Origin of the sequence: Pseudomonas sp. v388 (assembly GCF_003935425.1) — a bacterium.
In the GTDB taxonomy this organism is placed as follows: Bacteria; Pseudomonadota; Gammaproteobacteria; order Pseudomonadales; family Pseudomonadaceae; genus Aquipseudomonas.
The window spans coordinates 697,137-716,798 of record NZ_RHQN01000001.1; the positions used below are offsets into that span (position 1 = coordinate 697,137).

The 19,662-nt window shown below is 63.7% G+C and carries 17 protein-coding genes and 1 pseudogene; 7 read left to right on the plus strand and 11 right to left on the minus strand.

All coding sequences use genetic code 11. From position 1 onward, the window contains the following. Window positions 1-14 precede the first annotated feature (14 nt). The 3 genes from EGJ27_RS03080 to EGJ27_RS03090 all read right to left on the minus strand — a co-directional run bounded on the left by EGJ27_RS03080 (window position 15) and on the right by EGJ27_RS03090 (window position 1,757). Complete coding sequence (locus EGJ27_RS03080; RefSeq protein WP_125829233.1) at window positions 15-566, minus strand: cupin domain-containing protein; 552 nt, start codon at window positions 564-566, stop codon at window positions 15-17. 35 nt (window positions 567-601) lie between these two features. Further along, window positions 602-1,420 (minus strand): OBAP family protein, encoded by an 819-nt coding sequence (locus tag EGJ27_RS03085; protein WP_125829234.1) that lies wholly within the window; start codon window positions 1,418-1,420, stop codon window positions 602-604. An 88-nt stretch (window positions 1,421-1,508) separates the two neighbouring features. Further along, on the minus strand, window positions 1,509-1,757 hold the full coding sequence (locus tag EGJ27_RS03090; RefSeq protein ID WP_125829235.1) for a metallothionein: 249 nt from the start codon (window positions 1,755-1,757) through the stop codon (window positions 1,509-1,511). Between the two features lie 315 nt (window positions 1,758-2,072). Here EGJ27_RS03090 and EGJ27_RS03095 point away from each other — a divergent pair, with 315 nt between their 5' ends. Further along, complete coding sequence (locus EGJ27_RS03095) at window positions 2,073-4,190, plus strand: TonB-dependent receptor domain-containing protein (RefSeq protein WP_125829446.1); 2,118 nt, start codon at window positions 2,073-2,075, stop codon at window positions 4,188-4,190. 115 nt (window positions 4,191-4,305) lie between these two features. On the opposite strand, the gene EGJ27_RS03100 is transcribed toward EGJ27_RS03095, so the two are convergent. After that, window positions 4,306-4,854, minus strand: a complete 549-nt coding sequence (locus tag EGJ27_RS03100; RefSeq protein WP_125829236.1) for a cupin domain-containing protein — start codon at window positions 4,852-4,854, stop codon at window positions 4,306-4,308. Window positions 4,855-6,712: 1,858 nt separating this feature from the next. Here EGJ27_RS03100 and EGJ27_RS03105 point away from each other — a divergent pair. Next, window positions 6,713-7,270, plus strand: coding sequence for a sterol desaturase family protein (locus tag EGJ27_RS03105; RefSeq protein ID WP_125829237.1), 558 nt, complete (start codon window positions 6,713-6,715; stop codon window positions 7,268-7,270). Here the strand turns inward: EGJ27_RS03105 and EGJ27_RS03110 are convergent. The 5 genes and pseudogenes from EGJ27_RS03110 to fni form a co-directional block, all read right to left on the minus strand. Next, window positions 7,194-8,099: pseudogene (locus tag EGJ27_RS03110) on the minus strand (phytoene/squalene synthase family protein); the annotation flags it as partial. The gene EGJ27_RS03105 and the pseudogene EGJ27_RS03110 overlap by 77 nt on opposite strands. A 26-nt stretch (window positions 8,100-8,125) precedes the next feature. Then, window positions 8,126-9,616, minus strand: a complete 1,491-nt coding sequence (locus EGJ27_RS03115; RefSeq protein ID WP_125829238.1) for a phytoene desaturase — start codon at window positions 9,614-9,616, stop codon at window positions 8,126-8,128. Beyond that, complete coding sequence (gene crtY / locus EGJ27_RS03120; protein WP_125829239.1) at window positions 9,613-10,785, minus strand: lycopene beta-cyclase CrtY; 1,173 nt, start codon at window positions 10,783-10,785, stop codon at window positions 9,613-9,615. Before crtY ends, EGJ27_RS03115 begins: the two co-directional genes overlap by 4 nt. After that, window positions 10,782-12,071: a glycosyltransferase gene (locus tag EGJ27_RS03125; protein ID WP_125829240.1), complete on the minus strand. Its 1,290-nt coding sequence runs from the start codon at window positions 12,069-12,071 to the stop codon at window positions 10,782-10,784. Before EGJ27_RS03125 ends, crtY begins: the two co-directional genes overlap by 4 nt. Next, on the minus strand, window positions 12,068-13,117 hold the full coding sequence (fni, locus tag EGJ27_RS03130; RefSeq protein ID WP_125829241.1) for a type 2 isopentenyl-diphosphate Delta-isomerase: 1,050 nt from the start codon (window positions 13,115-13,117) through the stop codon (window positions 12,068-12,070). The genes EGJ27_RS03125 and fni overlap by 4 nt, the downstream gene beginning before the upstream one ends. A 219-nt stretch (window positions 13,118-13,336) precedes the next feature. Here fni and EGJ27_RS03135 point away from each other — a divergent pair, with 219 nt between their 5' ends. After that, entirely contained in the window at window positions 13,337-14,242 is a 906-nt protein-coding gene (locus tag EGJ27_RS03135) for a polyprenyl synthetase family protein (protein ID WP_125829242.1), read from the plus strand. A 6-nt stretch (window positions 14,243-14,248) separates the two neighbouring features. Here EGJ27_RS03135 and EGJ27_RS03140 read toward each other — a convergent pair whose 3' ends face one another. Next, window positions 14,249-14,713, minus strand: coding sequence for a hypothetical protein (locus EGJ27_RS03140; protein WP_125829243.1), 465 nt, complete (start codon window positions 14,711-14,713; stop codon window positions 14,249-14,251). Window positions 14,714-14,885: 172 nt separating this feature from the next. Here EGJ27_RS03140 and EGJ27_RS03145 point away from each other — a divergent pair, with 172 nt between their 5' ends. Both EGJ27_RS03145 and EGJ27_RS03150 read left to right on the plus strand, forming a co-directional pair. Then, a complete protein-coding gene (locus EGJ27_RS03145; protein ID WP_125829244.1) occupies window positions 14,886-15,722 on the plus strand; it encodes an AraC family transcriptional regulator in 837 nt (278 codons plus the stop codon). 48 nt (window positions 15,723-15,770) lie between these two features. Further along, on the plus strand, window positions 15,771-16,370 hold the full coding sequence (locus EGJ27_RS03150; protein WP_125829245.1) for a LysE family translocator: 600 nt from the start codon (window positions 15,771-15,773) through the stop codon (window positions 16,368-16,370). Here EGJ27_RS03150 and EGJ27_RS03155 read toward each other — a convergent pair. Then, a complete protein-coding gene (locus tag EGJ27_RS03155; protein WP_125829246.1) occupies window positions 16,360-17,274 on the minus strand; it encodes a LysR substrate-binding domain-containing protein in 915 nt (304 codons plus the stop codon). The genes EGJ27_RS03150 and EGJ27_RS03155 overlap by 11 nt on opposite strands. Window positions 17,275-17,497: 223 nt before the next feature. Here EGJ27_RS03155 and EGJ27_RS03160 point away from each other — a divergent pair, with 223 nt between their 5' ends. Further along, a complete protein-coding gene (locus EGJ27_RS03160) occupies window positions 17,498-18,247 on the plus strand; it encodes an SDR family NAD(P)-dependent oxidoreductase (RefSeq protein WP_125829447.1) in 750 nt (249 codons plus the stop codon). A gap of 99 nt (window positions 18,248-18,346) precedes the next feature. Beyond that, a complete protein-coding gene (locus tag EGJ27_RS03165) occupies window positions 18,347-19,645 on the plus strand; it encodes an MFS transporter (protein WP_125829247.1) in 1,299 nt (432 codons plus the stop codon). Window positions 19,646-19,662 lie beyond the last annotated feature (17 nt).

Consider the following 19,662-nt stretch of genomic DNA (forward strand, 5'->3'; position numbering starts at 1 on the left):
CGGCTCCGTGCCGATCAGGCCTTGACCCAGGCATTGACCAGAAACCCCGCCGCGCCCGTGACGGGGTCCTGGGTCGGTAGCGCAACCGCGGCGATGCGCTGTACCGCTGCGTCGTGATCCGCACGTTCCGGGCGCTGGATATCGTAATCTTCCTGGCCTTTGGGATACGCGCCCACCACCAGGAAATCCGCGCTCTGGCGCAGTCGGCAATGACCGGTACCGGCGGGAAGAATCAGCACGTCACCGGCCTTGACCGAAACGTCCTGGCCCTGTTCGCCGCCCAGGCGCAGCAGAGCTTCGCCACTGGCAACCCCCAGGGCTTCGTGCGCCGTGGAATGATAATGGTGATAGTCGAACACCCCGTCGCGCCAGAGCGGCGTCCATTGGTGCCGGGCAAACAACCCCTCGAACGCTGCCGCCGCATCGGCCCGCTCGCTGATCTGCAAGGTATAGATCAAAACCGGAAAACGATTATTGGGGATGGCGCCGTCGTCCTCGAAGAACATCGGCTGTGGCACCAGTAACTCAAGGTCCTGGTCGTTGAAATGAGGGTCGAGCCGGGTCATGAAATACTCCGTGAACAAGGAAGGATGGAATGGACTCAAGGCGCCGGTGAGCGGCTATTGGTGTCTTTGGCATCCCCACCGTGCCGGTGATGTGGACGGTGGCCGGCGGTGCCGGTGGGATCGGACAGCTGAATCACCTTGCCGGTGGTCCACGCGTCGGCGCCGGGCAACACCGGCTGGGGTTTTATGTCCTTGCGTGATTCACGCTCGGCAGCGCTGTCCAGGCCCATGCGCTCGTCGCGAGCCTTGACCATCGCCGGATCGGCCTGGCCATCGGCGGTGAAGCCCATCATCAATTGCGGAACGCCCAGCGGCAGGCTTTTGTCCTTGTCGGTGTGCCAGGTATGCCAGGTCTTGCCGTAGGTGTTGGCCAGCTTGTTCATCAGAGCGTGTTCGGCCGGTTCCGGGACCGCCGGCGCGATCAACTGGCCGGAGGTCACTTCATGGGCATGGCTGTGCCAGTAGGCTTTTTCCGCTTCGGGCAGTTGGGCGAACAGCCGGGCGCTGATGATGTACTCCACCCCCATCAGGTGCGATGCCTTCACGTTGCCGTCGAAGATCACGCATTGGGTGACCTCCTCATTGAGCATCGAGCAATAGTGATGCGCCTCCATCTGCGAATCGGGCGTGCCGTTGTAGAAATGAAAGCCATCCAGATACGTGTTGAGCTGCTCGAGCGGTGGCTTGTCCTGCAACAGGTCGGCGCCGGCTTCCAGCACCTGGGTGGAGGTCTGTTTCTCGGCGCCGGGTGAATCGACGTTGGGTCGCGTGTCGTCGCCGCCGCATCCGGCCAGGGCGAGCATCATCAGCGGCAAGGTCGTGCGGGCGAACGAGAAGAACGGGGACGAGATCATGAAATAAACTCTGAAAAAGGCGCTGCCGCCTGAACGACTGGCCAGGCCGGCAGCGCTGAATGCGAAATGGCTGGGTGACGCGAAGGCATCAAGGCGAAATAGGGTCGCTGGCCGGGAACGTCTCTTCCAGTGCATCGTCCAGAGTCGAATTGGCAATCGGGCGCCCCTGAACATCACCGGCGTGCTCGCAATGGCAGTCGTCACCAGGGCATGGCTCGCCGTGCGGGTGCTGGTCAGCACAGGCGGGGCTGCAAAAACGCTGGTGGTCCCGTTCCAGGGCCAGATCGCCGCTGGTGCCACAGGTGCAATCCGGGCAGGCGCAGGTTTGATCGCTCATGAGTGGTCTCCTGATGTTCGGCGGTCAATGCCATATGGAAGCGGCGCAGGCGCGTTAGTTGAACCAAAACTCGCGGAGGGCGACGGGCGGTTTGAGACCATCAACTCTGGGCGACGTGACGCGGTGCGCCTGTCCGGCATCGAAGAGCTGTCCATTCGGGCACGCTGCCGGCGTGTCCCTACACTGCAACCGCATGGCTTGAGGCTTTGCGACCGCTGCTGCAGCCCGCACGGTGCTGCGACAGCCCAAGGCACGAGGCATCACCCTTTGCAGCAGAACGTTTCTTTCCAGCGCTCACCATTGTGCATCTTCGGCCTGAGCGCGGCCCTCGCCTGCACTGCGGCAGGTGTTGCGCAGGCGCAGACACAAACCGCCGACGGCACGCTTAACCTTGCCACTATCGATGTGCAAAGCACCTCGGCCACGCCGACCGAGCTGGCCCATGACGCGCTGCATCAGGTAGCGGGAGCCGGCAACCTCGTGGACATGGGCCGCGTCACTCAGGGCCGCGTGGCGACCAACGAAGACGTGTTCCGCTATCAGCCGGGAATCTATGCGAAAGCGGCCAACAACGAAGGAGCGAAGATTTCCATTCGCGGCTCGGGCCTCAACCGTGCGCCGGGTTCCCACGCCTCGGGCCTGTTCGAAACCCTCGACGGACTGCCGCTGACCGGTCCCGGCGGTACGCCTTATGAACTCAAGGAAGCGCTGTGGCTGGACCATGTGGAAGTGCTGCGCGGTGCCAACGGCTTCGAGCGCGGCTCGCTGGCCCTGGGCGGCGCGGTGAACTACGTCACCCACACCGGCTATGACGCGCCGCGCCTGCGACTGCGCTACGAAGTCGGCAGCCATGGCTACGCCAAACGCGAAATCAGCTCCGGCCAGGTGCTGGGTGACCTGGATTACTACCTGAGCCTGACCGATTCCAACTACGATGGTTTCCAGGACCAGAGCGCCGGCGGCGGCAAGGGCATGGCGGCCAATGTCGGTTACCGCTTCAGCCCGAATCTGGAGACTCGTTTCTACTTCCGCTACCGGGAAACCGATAACGACACCCCCGGCCGCCTGACACGCGAGCAGATCCGCCATGACTCGCGCAGCGCCAACGCGCTGAATGTGGCCCGCGACTCCAAACGTCTGCAACCGGGCAGCACCTGGTTGGGCAACACCACCACGTTGTATCTGGACGACAGCTCGCGGATCGAAACCGGGCTGGTGTATCACGACTATCCGATGGACCTGCGCGAAGGCACCAATCGCCTGAAGGTGGCCTACACCGACATCAGCGGCTCGGTGAAATACATCCGCAACGACACGCTGTTCGGCCTGCAGAGCAACACCACGCTGGGCCTGCGCACTACCAAGGGCTTGCCGAACAATGGTGGGTCCGAGTCGGTGCGAATCCCGACCGGCAACACCGCAGGTTATGCCGTGGGCACCAAGACCCGTGACTACAGCTACCTGGGCTCGGACTCGGTGCTGCAACTGTCCAACGATCTGGAACTGGTGCCGGACCTGTGGCTGACCACAGGCATCGCGGCCATCTACACCCGTCGCGAAACCGAAGTCAGCTATCCGCAAACCAATGACCTGACCAGCACCCACGCCTGGGACTACGCTTCGCGGCTGGGCCTGCGTTATGACTTCAATCCGCAGTTGCAGGTCTATGGCAACCTGAGCCGTTCGGTTGAACCGCCGCATGCGTGGTCGATGATCTGGGGTTCGAACCGCTACTTCCCGACAGGCAGCGGCGCGGCGACCGGCCTGCAGCGCGGCGGCGTGAAACTCGACAACCAGACCGCCACCACCCTGGAGCTGGGCGGGCGCGGCGAGGCATGGTTCGGTCAATGGGATCTGGCCTGGTATTACTCACAGGTTCGCCATGAACTGCTCAACGTGGAAACCCAGGCACAGACGGCGACCACCTCGGCAATCATCGCCGAGTCCAACGCCAGCCCGACCGTGCACCAAGGGATCGAACTGGGACTGGACAGCCCGCTGTGGGACGGTGGCGCTGCGGGCAAGCTGGACTTGCGCCAGGCCTACACCTACAGCGATTTTCATTACCGGGATGATGATCGCTTCGGCAGCAACCGCCTGCCGGGGATTGCCAAGCATTACTACCAGGCCGAAGTGCGCTACAGCCATCCGACCGGCCTGTATCTGGGCGTGAATACGGAACATGCGTCGAAAATGGCGGTGGACTACGCCAACTCGTTTCATGCAGACGCCTATACGCTGTTCGGCGCTACCTTGGGCTATGCCTCACCAGACCGGCAATGGCAAACCTGGCTGGACCTGCGCAACCTGACCAACCAGCGCTACGCCAGCACCGTCACGCCAGGCTATGACGACCGCGGCCAGGATGTCGCGCGCTCGACGCCCGGCGATGGTCGCGGGGTATATGCCGGGGTCTCGTGGAGTGTGCTCTGAAGTTGATTGATTGCGGTGACAGGTACGGCCCCTTCGCCAGCACGCTGGCGAAGGCAGCCTGACATGCACCCGGAGCAGTCGCCGGGAGCATGATTCAAACGTTGCCCAATCGGCGTCAGAAGTTGGCCGGGGTATTGGCGCTGATGATTTCCGCTTCGTCCTGGCCGACATTGCGAAAACGATGCGGCAAGGTGGTCGGGAAGTAATAGCCGTCCCCCGGCCCGAGGATATTGACCTGACCGTCGATGGTCAGCTCGATGGTTCCGCGGGTCACCAGACCGCACTCCTCGCCTTCCCCATGCACGATCAGCTCTTCCCCGGAATCCGCACCGGGCGCGTATTGCTCGCGCAGAAAGCGCATCTGCCGTGTCGGCAAGGTCGCGCCCACCAGCAGCAGGCGTACGCCGTTGCGGCCAAGGTCAGGCTGGTCGCCGGCACGAAACACATACTGATCGCGGCCCGGTGGCTGGTCGAAAGTAAAGAAATCCGCCAGGGTCATGGGGATGCCTTCCAGCAGTTTCTTGAGCGAGCTGACCGAAGGGCTGACGCGGTTCTGTTCGATCAGGGAAATGGTCGCATTGGTCACACCACTGCGTCTGGCGAGTTCTCGCTGGGACAGCTTGTAGCTTTCGCGCACCAGCTTGAGTCGTGCTCCGGTGTCCATAGTGACCCTTTGCTAAGAGTGTCCGAAATACCCGCAAGACCGTGCCTGGGGGCGTGAAGGCCGGGTATTAAATCACGTTTGGTCTGTCGGCTCAGCAGATCGTCTGATGCGGATATTCATTATCAGGGGGGCTGATCGTTTGGGTCCGGCCCTTACGGCCGGAACCCAATGACCCAACAACGCGGTAACGGATATGCCTCCAAACCCAGCGGCGCCGACACGCTCAGACCTGCGGCCGACACACTTGTAGGAGCCGGCTTGCTGGCGAAGGCGGCCTTACGGTTTAGGGACATATCCATTATCAGGTTGCCTGATCGTTTGGTTCCGGCCCTTACGGCCGGGTCACTTTCCTTTCGGGGAAAGTAACCAAAGCCACTGCTCCTGGTTTGGCCCCGCCTGCCGGCGGGGTTCCCTCACTGCGGTGCCGCTCTACCGGGCCGCGCTGAAAGGGCCGTCCCGGCCCGCAGCGCTGGCTCGGCATCCTTGCCTCGCTCCCCGGTTCCGCGACACCTCCGTTCGGCCTGCAACCAAGTCGCGATGGGCGGCGCCTGGGAGATTTGTGGAGAAGAGCAAAGCAAAAGCTTTTTGCTTTTTGCTTTTTGCTTTTAAACCACGATGGTCCAGTCACCGCCGTACGCGACGTGTGGAGGCCGAGTGGAGGCGTTGCGCAGGGGGAAACGAGGCAGGGAGGCCGAGTGAGTGCTGCGGGCCGGGACGGCCCTTTGCAGCACGGCCCCCGGAGCAATGCCGGAGCGAGGGAACCCCGCCGACAGGCGGGGCCGGAACCAGGAGCAATGCCTTTGCTTACTTTGGGCGAAACCAAAGTAAGCCGGCCGTCAGGGCCGGAACCCAATGACCCAACAACGCGGTAACGGATATGCCCCCAAACCCATCGGCGCCGACAAGCTCGGATCTGCGGCCGGCACACTTGCTGGCGAAGGCGACCTTACGGTTTAGGGGCATATCCATTGTCAGGGTGCCTGATCGTTTGGTTCCGGCCCTTACGGCCGGGTTACTTTCCTTTCGGGGAAAGTAACCAAAGCCACTGCTCCTGGTTTGGCCCCGCCTGTCGGCGGGGTTCCCTCACTGCGGTGCCGCTCCACCGGGCCGCGCTGAAAGGGCCGTCCCGGCCCACAGCGCTGGCTCGGCATCCCTGCCTCGCTCCCCGGTTCCGCGACACCTTCGTTCGGCCTGCACCCAAGTCGCGATGGGCGGCGCCTGGAAGATTTGTGGAGAAGAGCAAAGCAAAAGCTTTTTGCTTTTTGCTTTTAAACCACGATGGTCCAGTCACCGCCGAACGCGACGTGTGGAGGCTGAGTGGAGGCGTTGCGCAGGGGGAAACGAGGCATGGAGGCCGAGTGAGTGCTGCGGGCCGGGACGGCCCTTTGCAGCACGGCCCCCGGAGCAATGCCGGAGCGAGGGAACCCCGCCGACAGGCGGGGCCGGAACCAGGAGCAATGGTTTCCCCCCCTTTTGCCGAAACAAAAGGGGGCCGGCCGTAAGGGCCGGAACCCAGTGACCCAACAACGCGGTAACGGATATGCCCCAAACCCAACGGCGCCGACACGCTCGAATCTGCGGCCGACGCACTTGAAGCAGGAGCCAACTTGCTGGGGGAAGGCGGCCTTGCGGTATGGGGACCTATCCATTGTCAGGGCGTTTGGTCCTGCGGTTCCGACCTAACACTCTGGTATTGAATATCCCCGAACAACAGACCGCAGCCCAGTGGCTCCTAAAAACAACGAAACCTCCCGATGCCACGACCGACCAGCCGCCCACCACGAACCGGACTCGACACACCCCGAACGTTCGGGCTCAATGTACAGTCCTATGCCAGGTCCGGCTTCGAGGCAATACGATGGTTCTCAATACACTGGTGTTCCTGGCCACCCTGGCAGGGATGGAAGGTTTCGCCTGGTTCGCCCACAAATACATCATGCACGGCTGGGGCTGGGGATGGCATCGTTCCCACCATGAGCCGCGCACCGGTTGGTTCGAGAAGAACGACTTGTACGCCGTGGTCTTCGCCGGGGTTGCGATCGTATTGATCGCCCTGGGCAATCAAGGCATGAACCCGCTGGAATGGATCGGCGCGGGCATGACCGCCTACGGTTTTCTGTACTTCCTGGCCCACGACGGCCTGGTGCACCGCCGTTGGCCGCTGCGCTACGTACCCCGCAGCGGCTACCTCAAGCGGCTCTATCAGGCGCACCTGATGCATCATGCCGTGGAAGGCAAGGAACGCTGCGTGTCGTTCGGCTTTCTCTATGCGCCGTCCACCGCCCGGCTCAAGGCGCAGTTGCGGGCGATGCATGAAGGGCCGCTGCGCAAGTCCGATCAGGCCGCTGCCACAGAGCCGGGTCCCTCGCCGGCCAGCGCCGACCGCGAGAAGCCAGAGAGCGCCATGCACCCTTGACCACCAGGCGCAGTTTATCGGCCTTGGACGTCGACACTCGTTCATCCCAGGCCGCAGCACCCGCCGCTTGCACTTTCACTCCGATTTCCCGATAGACACCGCTGGCGGTCGCGACCGCCCAGCCTGAACGCCACGGCAAGGCGCCGATCCCCGCCTCGGCGCTTTGGTAGAACGGTTCGGCCAGCTGCACCAGACGGCTGGCCAGCACTGCCAGCGCCGGCCGGAACGCAGGTTCGGTCATGCGTTCACGAGCGATGTCCAGTTCAGTAAGCCACTCCTGCGGCAGATAACAGCGCCCGATCGCGGCGTCTTCGACGATGTCCCTGGCAATATTCGTCAACTGGAACGCCATGCCCAGGTCACAGGCGCGATCCAGCGTCTGCTCGTCCTGCACGCCCATGACTTGAGCCATCATCAGGCCGACCACGCCTGCCACGTGATAGCAGTATTCGAACAGGTCCTCGAGTCGCAGGTACTGGCGATCCTCCACATCCATGGCGAATCCGGCCAGGTGATCCAGCGCGTAGACCTGGCGCAGGTCATGGCGGCGCACCACATCCTGAAAGGCGGCGAACGCGGGCGTGGTGGCCGGTTGACCGGCGTATACGGCGTGGGTCTGGTCAATCAGCCCGGCCAGGCGAACGCGCACTTCTGCAGGGCTGACCGGCGCCGCATCGCGTCCGCCTTCCTGGCCGTCGATCACGTCATCGCAATGGCGACACCATGCATAGAGCATCACCGCACTACGACGTGTCTCGGGGTCGAACAGCCGTGAGGCGGCGGCGAAGCTTTTCGAACCCACAGTGATGCTGTTCACTGCATGATCCATCAACGCTTGGTCTTGATTCTCAACCGTCACGACTGCATGTCCTCCAGCATCAAGCCTGCGGTGGCCTTGGCCGAACCAATCACTCCCGGAACGCCTGCGCCCGGATGGGTGCCCGCGCCCACCAGATAGACATTGTTCAACTGCGCATCCCGGTTGTGCGGGCGGAACCAGGCGCTCTGTTGCAAGACCGGTTCCAGGGAAAACGCCGAACCCAGGTATGCGTTCAGTTCGTCACGGAAATCATGGGGCGTGAAGATCCGGCAGGTGACCAGATCTTCACGCAGCCCCGGCATATAGTGTTCTTCCAGATAATCGAAGATCTTGTCCCGGTAACGCGGGCCTTCGACCGCCCAGTCGATATCCGCGTTACCCAGGTGCGGCACCGGCGACAGCACGTAGTGGCTGGAGCAGCCAGGCGGCGCCAGGCTGGGGTCGGTGACGCAGGGCGCGTGCAGGTACAGGGAAAAATCCTCAGCCAGGGTCTGGCCCTTGAAGATTTCCTGGATCAGCTCGCGATAACGGTTACCGAAGCACACCGTGTGGTGTTGCAGCTGCGGTTGCGGACGCTTGAGGCCGAAGTGAATGACGAACAGCGAGTTGCTGAAGCGCTTGCCCTTGAGGCGCGTGCTTTCATGCTGGCCGCGAGCATGGCCGCCCAGCAGGTCGCCGTAGGTGTGCACCACGTCGGCGTTGGACGCCACGCTGTCCACTGTCCAGCGCCGGCCGTCGCGCAGCATTACCGCCGTGGCCCGGTCGGCGACCACTTCGATATTGGCGACTTCGGCGTTCAGCTCCAGCCGGCCGCCCAGGTCCTGGAACAGCCTGACCATGCCCTGCACCAGCGCGCCGGTGCCGCCTTTGGGAAACCATACCCCCCATTGCCGCTCCAGCGCGTGGATCAAGGTGTAGATGGACGACGTGGCGAATGGATTGCCGCCCACCAGCAGCGAATGGAAAGAGAACGCCTGGCGCAGTTTGTCGTGCTCGATAAAGCTCGACACCATCGAATACACGTTGCGCCATGCCTGCAAACGCGCCAGTTGCGGGCCTGCACGAACCATGTCGCGAAACGACAGGAACGGCACTGCACCCAGTTTCAGGTAGCCTTCGCGAAACACTGCCTGGGAATAGGCGAGAAATTTCTGATAGCCCAGCACATCCTTGGGGTTCAGCGCATGAATCTGGCGGTCCAGTTCGGCCTGATCGTTGGCGTAATCGAACCGGGTGCCGTCCTCCCACGCCAGGCGGTAGAACGGTGCCACCGGCAGCAGTTCGACATAGTCGGCCATGGGCTTGCCGGCCAGCGCGAACAGTTCTTCGATGGCGCTGGGGTCGGTGATCACGGTCGGGCCGGCGTCGAAGGTGAAGCCCTGATCCTGATACACATAGGCGCGGCCGCCCGGCTTGTCGCGCTTTTCCAGCAAGGTGGTCTGGATGCCGCTGGCCTGCAGCCGGATCGCCAGCGCCAGGCCACCAAAGCCTGCGCCAATCACAACTGCTGTTTTCGGTGAAGTCATACAAGATTCTCGAAATGCCGGGGGGAAGAACGGACGGCGGCGCACATGGCCTCGCCGACCGGAACCGGAGGTTTGCCCGCCAATATGCGGAGGCGGTCACGCCAATGGCTGCGACCGGCGTAGAAGCGCTCGATCAGACCTGCCGGCAGGTGGTAGAACCGCTGCATGACCTGCCAGCGGTCTTGCGGCCGCCCAGCCAGGAACAGCATGCGATTGAGCAGACGGTAAAAACCCTGCCGTTGCCATTCCAGCCGGGCGTACTCGCGCAGCGCAGGTGCCAGACGCGCGGCTTCCAGGTCGAGGGCCAGGCGCTCGGCCAGCCAGTCGGCCAGGCGCACCGCGTGGGGCAACGAGTACCCGGTGGTGCAGTGGAACAGTCCGGCGCGCAGGCCGGATTTGGGTTGCTCGGCGCTCTGGTCCCAGAACGCGGCAAAATCACCGGCCAGCGTGATGGGCAAGATCCCTTGTTCTTCACGCAGACACTCACCGATCACCCAGCCTTTCGCGGCGGCGTATTCGGCGATATGCCCGCGCAACTGCTCGGCGCTGGCGGTCTGTTGCTCGACGTAATGGGTGTCTTCGATCAGCAGGGTATCGGCCGAAAACGGCAGCACGTAGACAAAGCGATAGCCCTGCCCTTGAGCCACCCGCGCGTCCATGATGATCGGGTCCACCAGGCCATGGGGCCGTTCCAGTCGCACCAGTTGGCCGAGAAACGCCTGTTGACCGAGCACCAGGTGGGCGCTGGGCTGCACGCCGCGCCCATCGATGACCGCGCCGGCGCGCAGGGTCCGGCCGTTCTCCAACACCACCTGAGTCGGCTCGATCTGGGCGATGCGCTGCCCCAGCCACAGGTTCTCGCCCAGTGCCGGGCCGATCACCTCCGCGAAGCGCTCCGACGTCACCGTGGCGTAACCGCTGGACAGGTGCCGTGACAGGCCGGGGAAATGCACGTCGTAGCCGCTCCACTGCTGAGCGATCAAAGGGGCGAGCCACTGCCGCTGGGCAGCGCTGAGGTCGCCGTCATGGAATGACCAGGTATGGTTGCCGCCCAGACTGTCCTGTTCGTCGATGCACAGCACACGCAGATCGGGGCGCGATTGCTGCAGACGCCAGGCAATCAGGCCGTTGGCCAGGCCACCGCCGGCGAGGATCAGATCGTAATTCATGGATAAACCCCGGCATGCACGCCACTGCGAAGCACCGGACGGCGGTCGGCAATCGCCGCCTCGACGATATCGGCGGCCCTCGGTGCGCCGCCCGCCCGGGCCAGGCTCTGCGCCAGCGCGTCGAGCGGTGCCGTGGGATGAGCGAGCAGCCGCTGCACATGTGCGGCGATCCGTGGCGCACGGGCTCGGCGGCTCAGTTGCAGCCCGATGCCACTGTGGCTGACCCGGGCTGCCACGCCAGGCTGGTCGAAGGCGATGGGCATGATCAGCATGGGCGTGCGCGCGGCAATCGCATCCATGACCGTATTCAGTCCGCCGTGGCTGACCACCGCGTCGGCCTGTTGTAATGCCCACTGCTGCGGCGCGAAATCGGTGACCCAGGTGGCACCGTTCTGCACCAGCATGCGTTCCTGAATACTGCCCAGCCCGCCGCAATGCGCCACCAGCAACTGGGCATCGATCTGCCGACAGGCGCCGGCTATCTGTTTGAACATGCTGAATCGCGAGCCTTGCAAGGTGCCCAGGCTGGCAAAGACGAACGGGCGCTGCGGGTCGATGGGCCACAGGCCCTGCTCGACCTTGCCCGGCATTCGCAATGGGCCGACCGCGTGAAAATGCTCCGGCAGCCGTTGCCGTGGAAAGTCGAACTCACTCAAGGTCTGGCTGATTTGCGCCAGCGGCGACAGGCAATCCTGCAAACCGTCGCGCGGCGGCACGCCCAGTTGCCGGGCCGCCTGATGCAGCACCCGTCGCAACGGTTTCATCAGCCAGTCGTACACCTGGGTGCTGCCCTGATACATGCGTTGGCTGTATTCGTCAGTGCCGAAGGCAAAGGGCATGACCGCCAGCGGTACGCCTGCTTCGCGGTTGACCGGCAAGGCACAGGCCACCGATACGAACGGCAGGCCGACACCTTCGGCCACCAGCCCGCCGGCGGCTTCCATCTGGTCACAGAGCAGCGCATCCACCCGCTGCTCGGCCAGCGCCGCCGGAAGCTGCGCGCAGAGCATGGCAGTGGTGGCGCTCAGTTGCCGGATGATCGCCACCAGCCCCAGCGGCCCGGACGGATTGGCGGCCTGATGCAAGGCCCGTTGCAGGCTACCCGGCGGATGGCTGTCCAGGCCCAGGGCATGGAACCCGATCCGCGTATCGGTCAGCCAGTGCCGGGCATCGCTCTGATGAAAGAAAGTCACGCGGTGGCCGCGCTCGATCAACACCTGCGCCAACGCCTGCATGGCCTGAAAGTGGCTGTAGAACGGCGGCGCGATCACACCGAAATGGCTCATGGCCGATACCCGTCTGGCCAGGTCAATAACCGCGCCCGTCGCAGTGCCGCCAAGTCTGCGGAACCGGTACAGAAACAGGCGATGCGCAGCTGCCGAATCATGATCGAAAAATGCTCCACCACCGCCTCCGTGGACAGGGTCGCGCTGTCCAGCACGCCGGCCGCCTGCCCTACCAGATCGGCGCCCAGGCGGATGGCCTTGGCGGCATCCACACCCGTGCGGATGCCGCCGGAAGCGATCAGCTTCACCTCCGGCAGCGCAGCGCGCACCTCGATCAGGCTGTTCGCCGTAGGAATGCCCCAGTCGGCAAAAGCCATGGCCACCGAACGATCTGCGGGAAGACGCGAACGCTCGCCCTCCACCGCCGCCCAACTGGTGCCGCCGGCGCCTGCCACATCAATGACCTGCACCCCCGCCTCGACCAACGCCCGGGCAACCGGCGCCGACAGTCCGGCGCCCACTTCCTTGGCGATCACCGGCACGCCAAGGCCCGCCGTGACCCGTTCGATGGCATCGATAATCCCGCGCCAGTCGCGATCACCGCCGCCCTGCACCGCTTCCTGCAACGGATTGATATGCACAATCAGTGCATTTGCCTCTAGGCTATCCACAGCACGGCGCGCCAGATCCAGACCGTCGGTGCCCAGCAGCTGCGCGGCCCCGATATTGCCGAGCAGCGCGATATCCGGAGCGAGCCGGCGCAACTCGCGGGTCAGGCCCTGGTGGTTGTCTGCCTGCAGACTGACCCGCTGCGAACCGACGCCCATGGCGATGCCCAGCGCTTGCGCCGCTTCAGCCAGGTGCCGGTTGATGGCGACAGCACGTTTGGCGCCGCCGGTCATCGAACTGATCAGGAACGGCGCTTGCAGAGGGACGCCCAACAACGAACTGCCCAGATCGATATCATCCAGATGCAGTTCCGGCAGCGCACAATGCTCGAAGCGTACGTCGCCGAAGCCGGACGCCACGCAGGTCGCGGCACGCGTGGGATCGAGCACGATGTCCAGATGATCGTCCTTGCGCCGACTGAGGTCGCTTTCGGTCATGACTGCTCCGTTGTCAGGAATCATTTCAGGCTGTAGAGGGTCTTTTTATCAGTTTAACGTTGTACATCATGCGCCAAGCTGCATAAGTTATGTACATGCCAAGCCGTTTCATCAGGCAGTAAAGAACAACAGTCGTTCCGTTTTGCCCGACGCTTCGAGCACGGGGTCGGGAAATAAAAGGACGCGTCCAACAGCGTCAGTACAGAGGTAGTGTGAACGATGACATCGATTTCGGCCGCAACAATAGAGATGGATTTCGCGGGCCGGCTGGCGAGCGTGCGTGAAGCGATAGATCTGCGCCTGGCCACCTTGCTGCCCGAAGCCGGCAACGAACGTGACCTGGTGGCGCTGGCCATGCGTGACAGTACGCTGGCGCCCGGCAAGCGGGTACGACCGATACTGCTGGTGCTGGCTGCCGAGGGTCTGGGCCACACCGGAGAACAGGCGCTGGAGCTAGGGTGTGCGGTGGAAATGGTGCATGCCGCGTCGCTGGTCCTGGACGACATGCCGTGCATGGACAACGCCCGGTTGCGGCGTGGGCGCGAGACCGTGCACGTGCGCTTTGGCGAAGACGTCGCGATCCTGACCGCCGTGGCCCTGCTCAGCCGGGCGTTCGGTCTGGTGGCGTCGATTCAGGATCTGCGCCCCGAGATCCGCACCCAATTGGTGGAGATCCTCGCCAACACCGTGGGCATGAAAGGCCTGGTGCGCGGGCAATTGCAGGATCTGCGTGACGGCACCCACTCGCGCTCGGCCGAGGAAATCGCCCTGACCAACGAACTCAAGACCGGCGTGTTGTTCGGCGCGGTGATGGACATGGCCTGGCTGGTCAGCGACGCCTCGCCAGCGGTGCGCCCTGCCCTGCAAAGCTTTGCCATCGAGCTGGGCCAGGCGTTCCAGCTGTATGACGATCTGCAGGACCATTGCGTCGACACCGCCAAGGATCAGGGCAAGGACGACGGCAAATCCACGCTGGTCGCCCTGTATGGCAAGGACAAGGTTCGCGAGCGGCTGTACGCGCACCTCAATTCGGCCGACCGATACCTGCGCGAGGCGTTCGACGGCGAACAGTGCATCAACGGCTTCGTGGCCTCGATCTTCGCCAAGGCCGCGACGCTTGGCTGATTCCGGCTAGCGCGCCAGGGTCTGCAGCGCCTTCTGCAAGGTCGGCGCATCGGTGTAACGGTGTTCGCGGGTAATGGTGCCGTTCTCCAGGTCCAGCCACTGAACGCTGTCCCGGTCGTCGCCGTAGCGAGGCGCCACACTGCCTGACTGATCGAGCATGATCCGGTACTTGGCCGAACGCATGGCCGGGACCATGACCATCTTGGCGAGACCGGGCATTTTTTCGATGTCGGCGATGTAGACCACCTTCCTCGCTTCGAGATAGCCCTGCGGCTGATCCTCCAGCGCTGCGTTGACCATTCTGGCACTGGACATGCTTCGGGCGATCAGTAGCACCCGCGTCTTGCCGTCGAAGGTATAGGCCTGCTCGAACTGATCGAGCAGCGTCCAGGGCGCAACGGTGCGCACGGCATCCGCGGCCCAGGCGTGGGACGACAACAAGCAGACAAGCAATGTGGCGGGCAGCTTCATGTAGGGGCCTTTTCCAGTGAACGAAGTGTTGCTTGGGCCATGGGGCAATTTGACAAGTTCCCTGCAGCATTCGATTGTAGGAGCGCGTCTGTATCAGCTGCACAAACGTTCTAGCATCTGCACGCGGATGGCAAGATAAAGCGCTCTCGTTCCTCGAACTACTCAGGCCGCCATGACGCAAGACAACTGGATCGATATCGCCCAGGACCGGGACACCGGTATCGAGACCCTGCGCGCCCACTTCAAAGGCCATGCCTATGACCCCCACTGGCATGACAGCTATCTGGTGGGCGTCACCGAACAGGGCGTGCAGCAGTTCAACTGCCGCCGCCGGCGCCACGCCAGCACGGCGGGCCACGTCTTTCTGCTGGAACCGGGCGAAATTCATGACGGCGAAGCCCCCACCGAAGATGGCTTCACCTATCGCATGCTGTACATGCACCCGGAATGGATCGCCAAAGAGCTGGGTGCGGTGTTTGAAGACGCGCCTGCTGACCATCAGCCAGGGTTCGCAGCAAATCTGATCACTGACCCACGCATGGTAAATGCCATCTGGTTCGCCTTCGGCGCCCTGCACGGTCGGGAACCGCTGATGGTCCGCCAGGGCGCGCTCGACGGCCTGCTCGAACGCCTGACCGGCCACCTGGACTGGCGAGCACGGCAGAATCCCGACCCGCGCCTGCCCCAGGTCGCCCTACGGGCGCGGGATTACCTGCATGCAAACTTCCGGCGGGATGTGGGCATGGACGAGCTTGCGCTCGCCACAGGCGTGGACCGTTTTCGCCTGACCCGCGCGTTCAGGGCCGCGTTCGGCCTGCCGCCCCATGCCTATCTGGTCCAGTTGCGTCTGTCCCGCGCCCGGCGTCTGCTGGCCCAGGGCGTATGGCCGGCGGATGCGGCCATTGAAGTGGGTTTTGCCGATCAGAGCCATCTGGGACGCTGGTTCCTGCGGGTCTACGGCCTGACGCCAGCGGCCTACCGCAAACGCTGCACGGGCCTTCCAGACTGACCCGTCCCGGCGCGGCACCATGACGGCTTCACTTTCTGGAGCCTTGTCATGCTTTCCTTCCTGTTGTTCGCCTTCGTCGCTTCCATCACCCCTGGCCCCACCAACATACTGGTGCTGAGCAACAGCGCCCGCTATGGGCTGGTCGCCACCCTTCCGGCCATGTTCGGCGGTTGCCTGGGCGCTGCCGGGCTGGTGTGGCTGGTAGGCACCGGGATCGGCCGCTCTCTGTTGCAGATTCCCGGTGCGCAGATCGTCATGGCGGTGGCCGGAGTGAGCTGGCTGAGTTGGCTGGCCTGGAAAATCTGGCACAGTTCGACCGCGCCGGAGCTGCCCGACGCTCAGCACGCACGCGGGCGTCTGGGCTTCGCGGCCGCCGCCGGGCTGCAGGTGGTCAATCCCAAGACCTGGATGATGGCGCTGGCAGTGGTCAGCGTGTTCAGTCAGGCGGCCATCGCGCACCTGGCCTTGGTCTTTATGCTGGTATCGCTGCCGTGCATGGGCTGCTGGGCGCTGTTGGGCGCCGGCTCGTCGCGCTGGCTGGGGTCGCCGGCGCGGATGCAGGGGTTCAACCGGGCGATGGCGCTGTTATTGCTGATCTCCGCCTGGGCCGGGTTTCTGACCAGTCAGTCTGTACCGATCAGTAGCTGAATTCGTGGCCCAGTTCGGCCTGCATCCATTCCAGAAAGCGCCGGACCCGCGGGAAGTTGGAGTGGGCACGGGGAAACACCAGATGGTGGGCGGTGATCGGTGCGCTCAGCGCCGGGGTGATCTCCACCAGATCCCCGCGGGCCAGGTAATCCCGGGCCAGCAGCGTGCTTTCCAGGGCGAATCCCAAGCCATGGCTGGCAGCCTCCAGAGTCATGTAGGAACGGTCGAAGCTCAGCGAGTACGGCTTGTCCGGGCGCGAAAGGCCGTGCTGGGCGAACAGTTGCGGCCATTTGATCAGCGTCGCTTCCGAAAGGATCAGGTTCTGGTCCAGCAGATCCGCCGCGCCGGCAATGGGCCGCCTGGCCAGTAATCGGGGCGATGCCATGACCGCCACCCGCTCGTCGCGGATGGTGCGCACCTCGAAACTTGGCCAGTTGGGCAAACCGTGGCGGATATCCACATCGATCTTGTCCCGGCTGAAATGCAGGGACTCGTAAGAGCACGACAGGTTGAGCTGGATGTCCGGGTGGTTGAGACGAAACTGCTCCAGGCGCGGCATCAGCCACAACAGCCCGAAACTGGGCGACGAGTGCAGGCGCAGGCAGTCGAGGCCAACGTCGCTGCTGGCCCGTTCGGTGGCGATCGCCAGGCTGTGCAGGATGCCCGACACCTCGGTCAGGTACTGCTCGCCCACCGGCGTCAGGCTGACGCCCCTTGCCGTCCTCAGGAACAACTGCCTGCCGATCATGGCTTCGAGCTTAGCCAGCTGGTGGCTGACAGCCGAGGGCGTCAGGTCGAGCACCTCGGCTGCTCGCGCCACGTTGCCGAAGCGCGCGGTCTGCTCGAAGGCCTGAATGGCTTTCAGGGGTGGAAGTACCGCAGGCGGATCGGCAGGCATTCGCATGATTGTTGTTATTCCGCTGATTGATCGATAGGGCGCGCGATGTCCCTATTCAAGCATCGGCACGGGACGCTGACGAGTGCTGAATTTTTTTCAGCATCAAGTGAGCGTTGCGGCATTGCTCGGGGCCGGGTGCGAGAACAAGCTCAAGCCATCGATTCGTCAGCGGATCGCCCCATAAAAACAATCAGCTCACAGGTACGCCCTCATGTCTCAGCCCGCTGCTCTGCTGCTCAACGATAAAGTCGCGATCATCACCGGTGCCGCCTCGGCCCGCGGCATTGGACGCGCCACCGCCGCCACCTTCGCCCGACACGGCGCACGGGTAGTGATTCTCGACCTGGATGAAGCCGCCGCCCGCGACGCCGCCGCTTCGCTGGGTGAAGGCCATCTGGGCCTGGCCGCCAACGTCGCCGACCAGGATCAGGTCCAGGCCGCCGTCGCTGCCGTCATCCAGCACTTCGGCAGAATCGACGTGTTGGTCAATAACGCCGGCATCACCCAACCGCTCAAGACCCTGGACATTCGCGGCCCGGACTACGACAAGGTGCTGGACGTCAGCCTGCGCGGCACCCTGCTGATGTCCCAGGCGGTGATCCCCACCATGCGCCAACAGGGTGGCGGCAGCATCGTCTGCATGTCCTCGGTGTCGGCCCAGCGCGGCGGCGGCATCTTCGGCGGCCCGCACTACAGCGCGGCCAAGGCTGGCGTACTGGGTCTGGCCAAGGCCATGGCCCGCGAACTGGGGCCGGATCAGGTGCGGGTCAATTCCATCGCGCCTGGCCTGATCCACACCGATATCACCGGCGGCCTGATGCAGGACGAGCGCCGCCACGCGATCATCGACGGCATTCCGCTGGGTCGGCTCGGTGCCGCTCAGGACGTGGCCAACGCCGCGTTATTCCTGGCCAGCGACCTGTCGTCCTACCTGACCGGCATCACTCTGGATGTGAACGGCGGCATGCTGATTCACTGACTTCGTCTCGACGGGCCTTGCGGCCCTTGCTGTTCTGGATCGACGATACGGCCGGGTTGCAAAGCCCGGCGGTCAATAAAAACAAGAGATCAGACCATCATGACAACCCTGTCCCTCGACGCGGTTTCGACCGTGCGTTCCAACGCCTACCGCAAGACTGCCTGGCGGCTGATGCCGTTCCTGATGCTGTGTTACCTGTGCGCCTATCTGGACCGGGTCAACGTCGGTTTCGCCAAGCTGCAGATGATGAACGACCTGGCCCTCAGCGAAACCGTGTATGGCCTGGGCGCGGGTATGTTCTTCATTGGTTACTTCCTGTGCGAGGTGCCCAGCAACATCATTCTCCACCGGGTCGGTGCGCGGATCTGGATCGCCCGCATCATGATCACTTGGGGCATCATCTCGGCGCTGTTCGCCTTCGTCGAAACCGCCTGGCAGTTCTATGTGCTGCGTTTCCTGCTGGGCGTGGCCGAAGCGGGCCTGGCTCCGGGCCTGCTGCTGTACCTCACCTACTGGTTTCCGTCCTATCGGCGGGCAAAGATGACCGTCCTGTGGTTCATCGCCATTCCCCTGTCGGGCATGATCGGCGGACCGTTGTCGGGCTGGATCATGAACCACTTCGCCGGGTATCAGGGCTGGGCCGGCTGGCAGTGGATGTTCGTCATCGAGGCGATACCCACCGTGGTGGTCGGTCTGATGGTGCTCGGCTATCTGAAGGACGGCGTGCATCAGGCGTCCTGGCTCGACGATGAAGAGAAAGCCCTGGTGGCCCGGGAGCTGGAAGAAGACAACCAGCAGAAAATCACCCACGCCTCGCCCGCCGCATTCATCCGAGACAAGCGCCTGTGGCTGCTGGCCGGGATCTACTTCTGCGTAGTGATGGGCCAGTACGCAATTACCTTCTGGCTGCCTACGCTGGTCCGCAACGCCGGGGTGTCCGACCCGCTCAACATCGGCCTGCTCACCAGCCTGCCGTACATGTGCGCCATCGTTGCCATGCTGCTGGTCGGGCGCAGCGGCGACAAGCACCGCGAACGCCGTTGGCACTTGATCGTACCGATGCTGCTCGGCGCCCTGGGCCTGACCCTGGCCGCAGCGCTGGGCGGCAACGTGGTGCTGTCGATCCTCAGTCTGTGCCTGGCCGCTTCCGGAATCCTCTCCGCCTCGTCGATGTTCTGGATGTTGCCCACCACCCTGCTGGGTGGCGTTTCCGCCGCCGCCGGCATTGCGGCGGTCAACAGCTTCGCCAACCTGGCGGGTTTCTGCTCGCCGTACCTGATCGGCTGGATCACCACAGTCACCGGCTCCAGTGCGATCGGCATGTACCTCATCACCGGCGTGCTGGCGGGCGGAGCGCTTCTGGTGCTGCGCGTCCCTGCCGCTCTGGTCAACCGCTGAGTCCAAGGAGTTCCGTC

Coding starts and splice junctions, on each gene's coding strand:
- EGJ27_RS03080 (WP_125829233.1), bottom strand. CDS start 566: ATGACCCGGCTCGACCCTCATTTCAACGACCAGGACCTTGAGTTACTG.
- EGJ27_RS03085 (WP_125829234.1), bottom strand. CDS start 1,420: ATGATCTCGTCCCCGTTCTTCTCGTTCGCCCGCACGACCTTGCCGCTG.
- EGJ27_RS03090 (WP_125829235.1), bottom strand. CDS start 1,757: ATGAGCGATCAAACCTGCGCCTGCCCGGATTGCACCTGTGGCACCAGC.
- EGJ27_RS03100 (WP_125829236.1), bottom strand. CDS start 4,854: ATGGACACCGGAGCACGACTCAAGCTGGTGCGCGAAAGCTACAAGCTG.
- EGJ27_RS03105 (WP_125829237.1), top strand. CDS start 6,713: ATGGTTCTCAATACACTGGTGTTCCTGGCCACCCTGGCAGGGATGGAA.
- EGJ27_RS03115 (WP_125829238.1), bottom strand. CDS start 9,616: ATGACTTCACCGAAAACAGCAGTTGTGATTGGCGCAGGCTTTGGTGGC.
- crtY (WP_125829239.1), bottom strand. CDS start 10,785: ATGAATTACGATCTGATCCTCGCCGGCGGTGGCCTGGCCAACGGCCTG.
- EGJ27_RS03125 (WP_125829240.1), bottom strand. CDS start 12,071: ATGAGCCATTTCGGTGTGATCGCGCCGCCGTTCTACAGCCACTTTCAG.
- fni (WP_125829241.1), bottom strand. CDS start 13,117: ATGACCGAAAGCGACCTCAGTCGGCGCAAGGACGATCATCTGGACATC.
- EGJ27_RS03135 (WP_125829242.1), top strand. CDS start 13,337: ATGACATCGATTTCGGCCGCAACAATAGAGATGGATTTCGCGGGCCGG.
- EGJ27_RS03140 (WP_125829243.1), bottom strand. CDS start 14,713: ATGAAGCTGCCCGCCACATTGCTTGTCTGCTTGTTGTCGTCCCACGCC.
- EGJ27_RS03145 (WP_125829244.1), top strand. CDS start 14,886: ATGACGCAAGACAACTGGATCGATATCGCCCAGGACCGGGACACCGGT.
- EGJ27_RS03150 (WP_125829245.1), top strand. CDS start 15,771: ATGCTTTCCTTCCTGTTGTTCGCCTTCGTCGCTTCCATCACCCCTGGC.
- EGJ27_RS03155 (WP_125829246.1), bottom strand. CDS start 17,274: ATGCGAATGCCTGCCGATCCGCCTGCGGTACTTCCACCCCTGAAAGCC.
- EGJ27_RS03165 (WP_125829247.1), top strand. CDS start 18,347: ATGACAACCCTGTCCCTCGACGCGGTTTCGACCGTGCGTTCCAACGCC.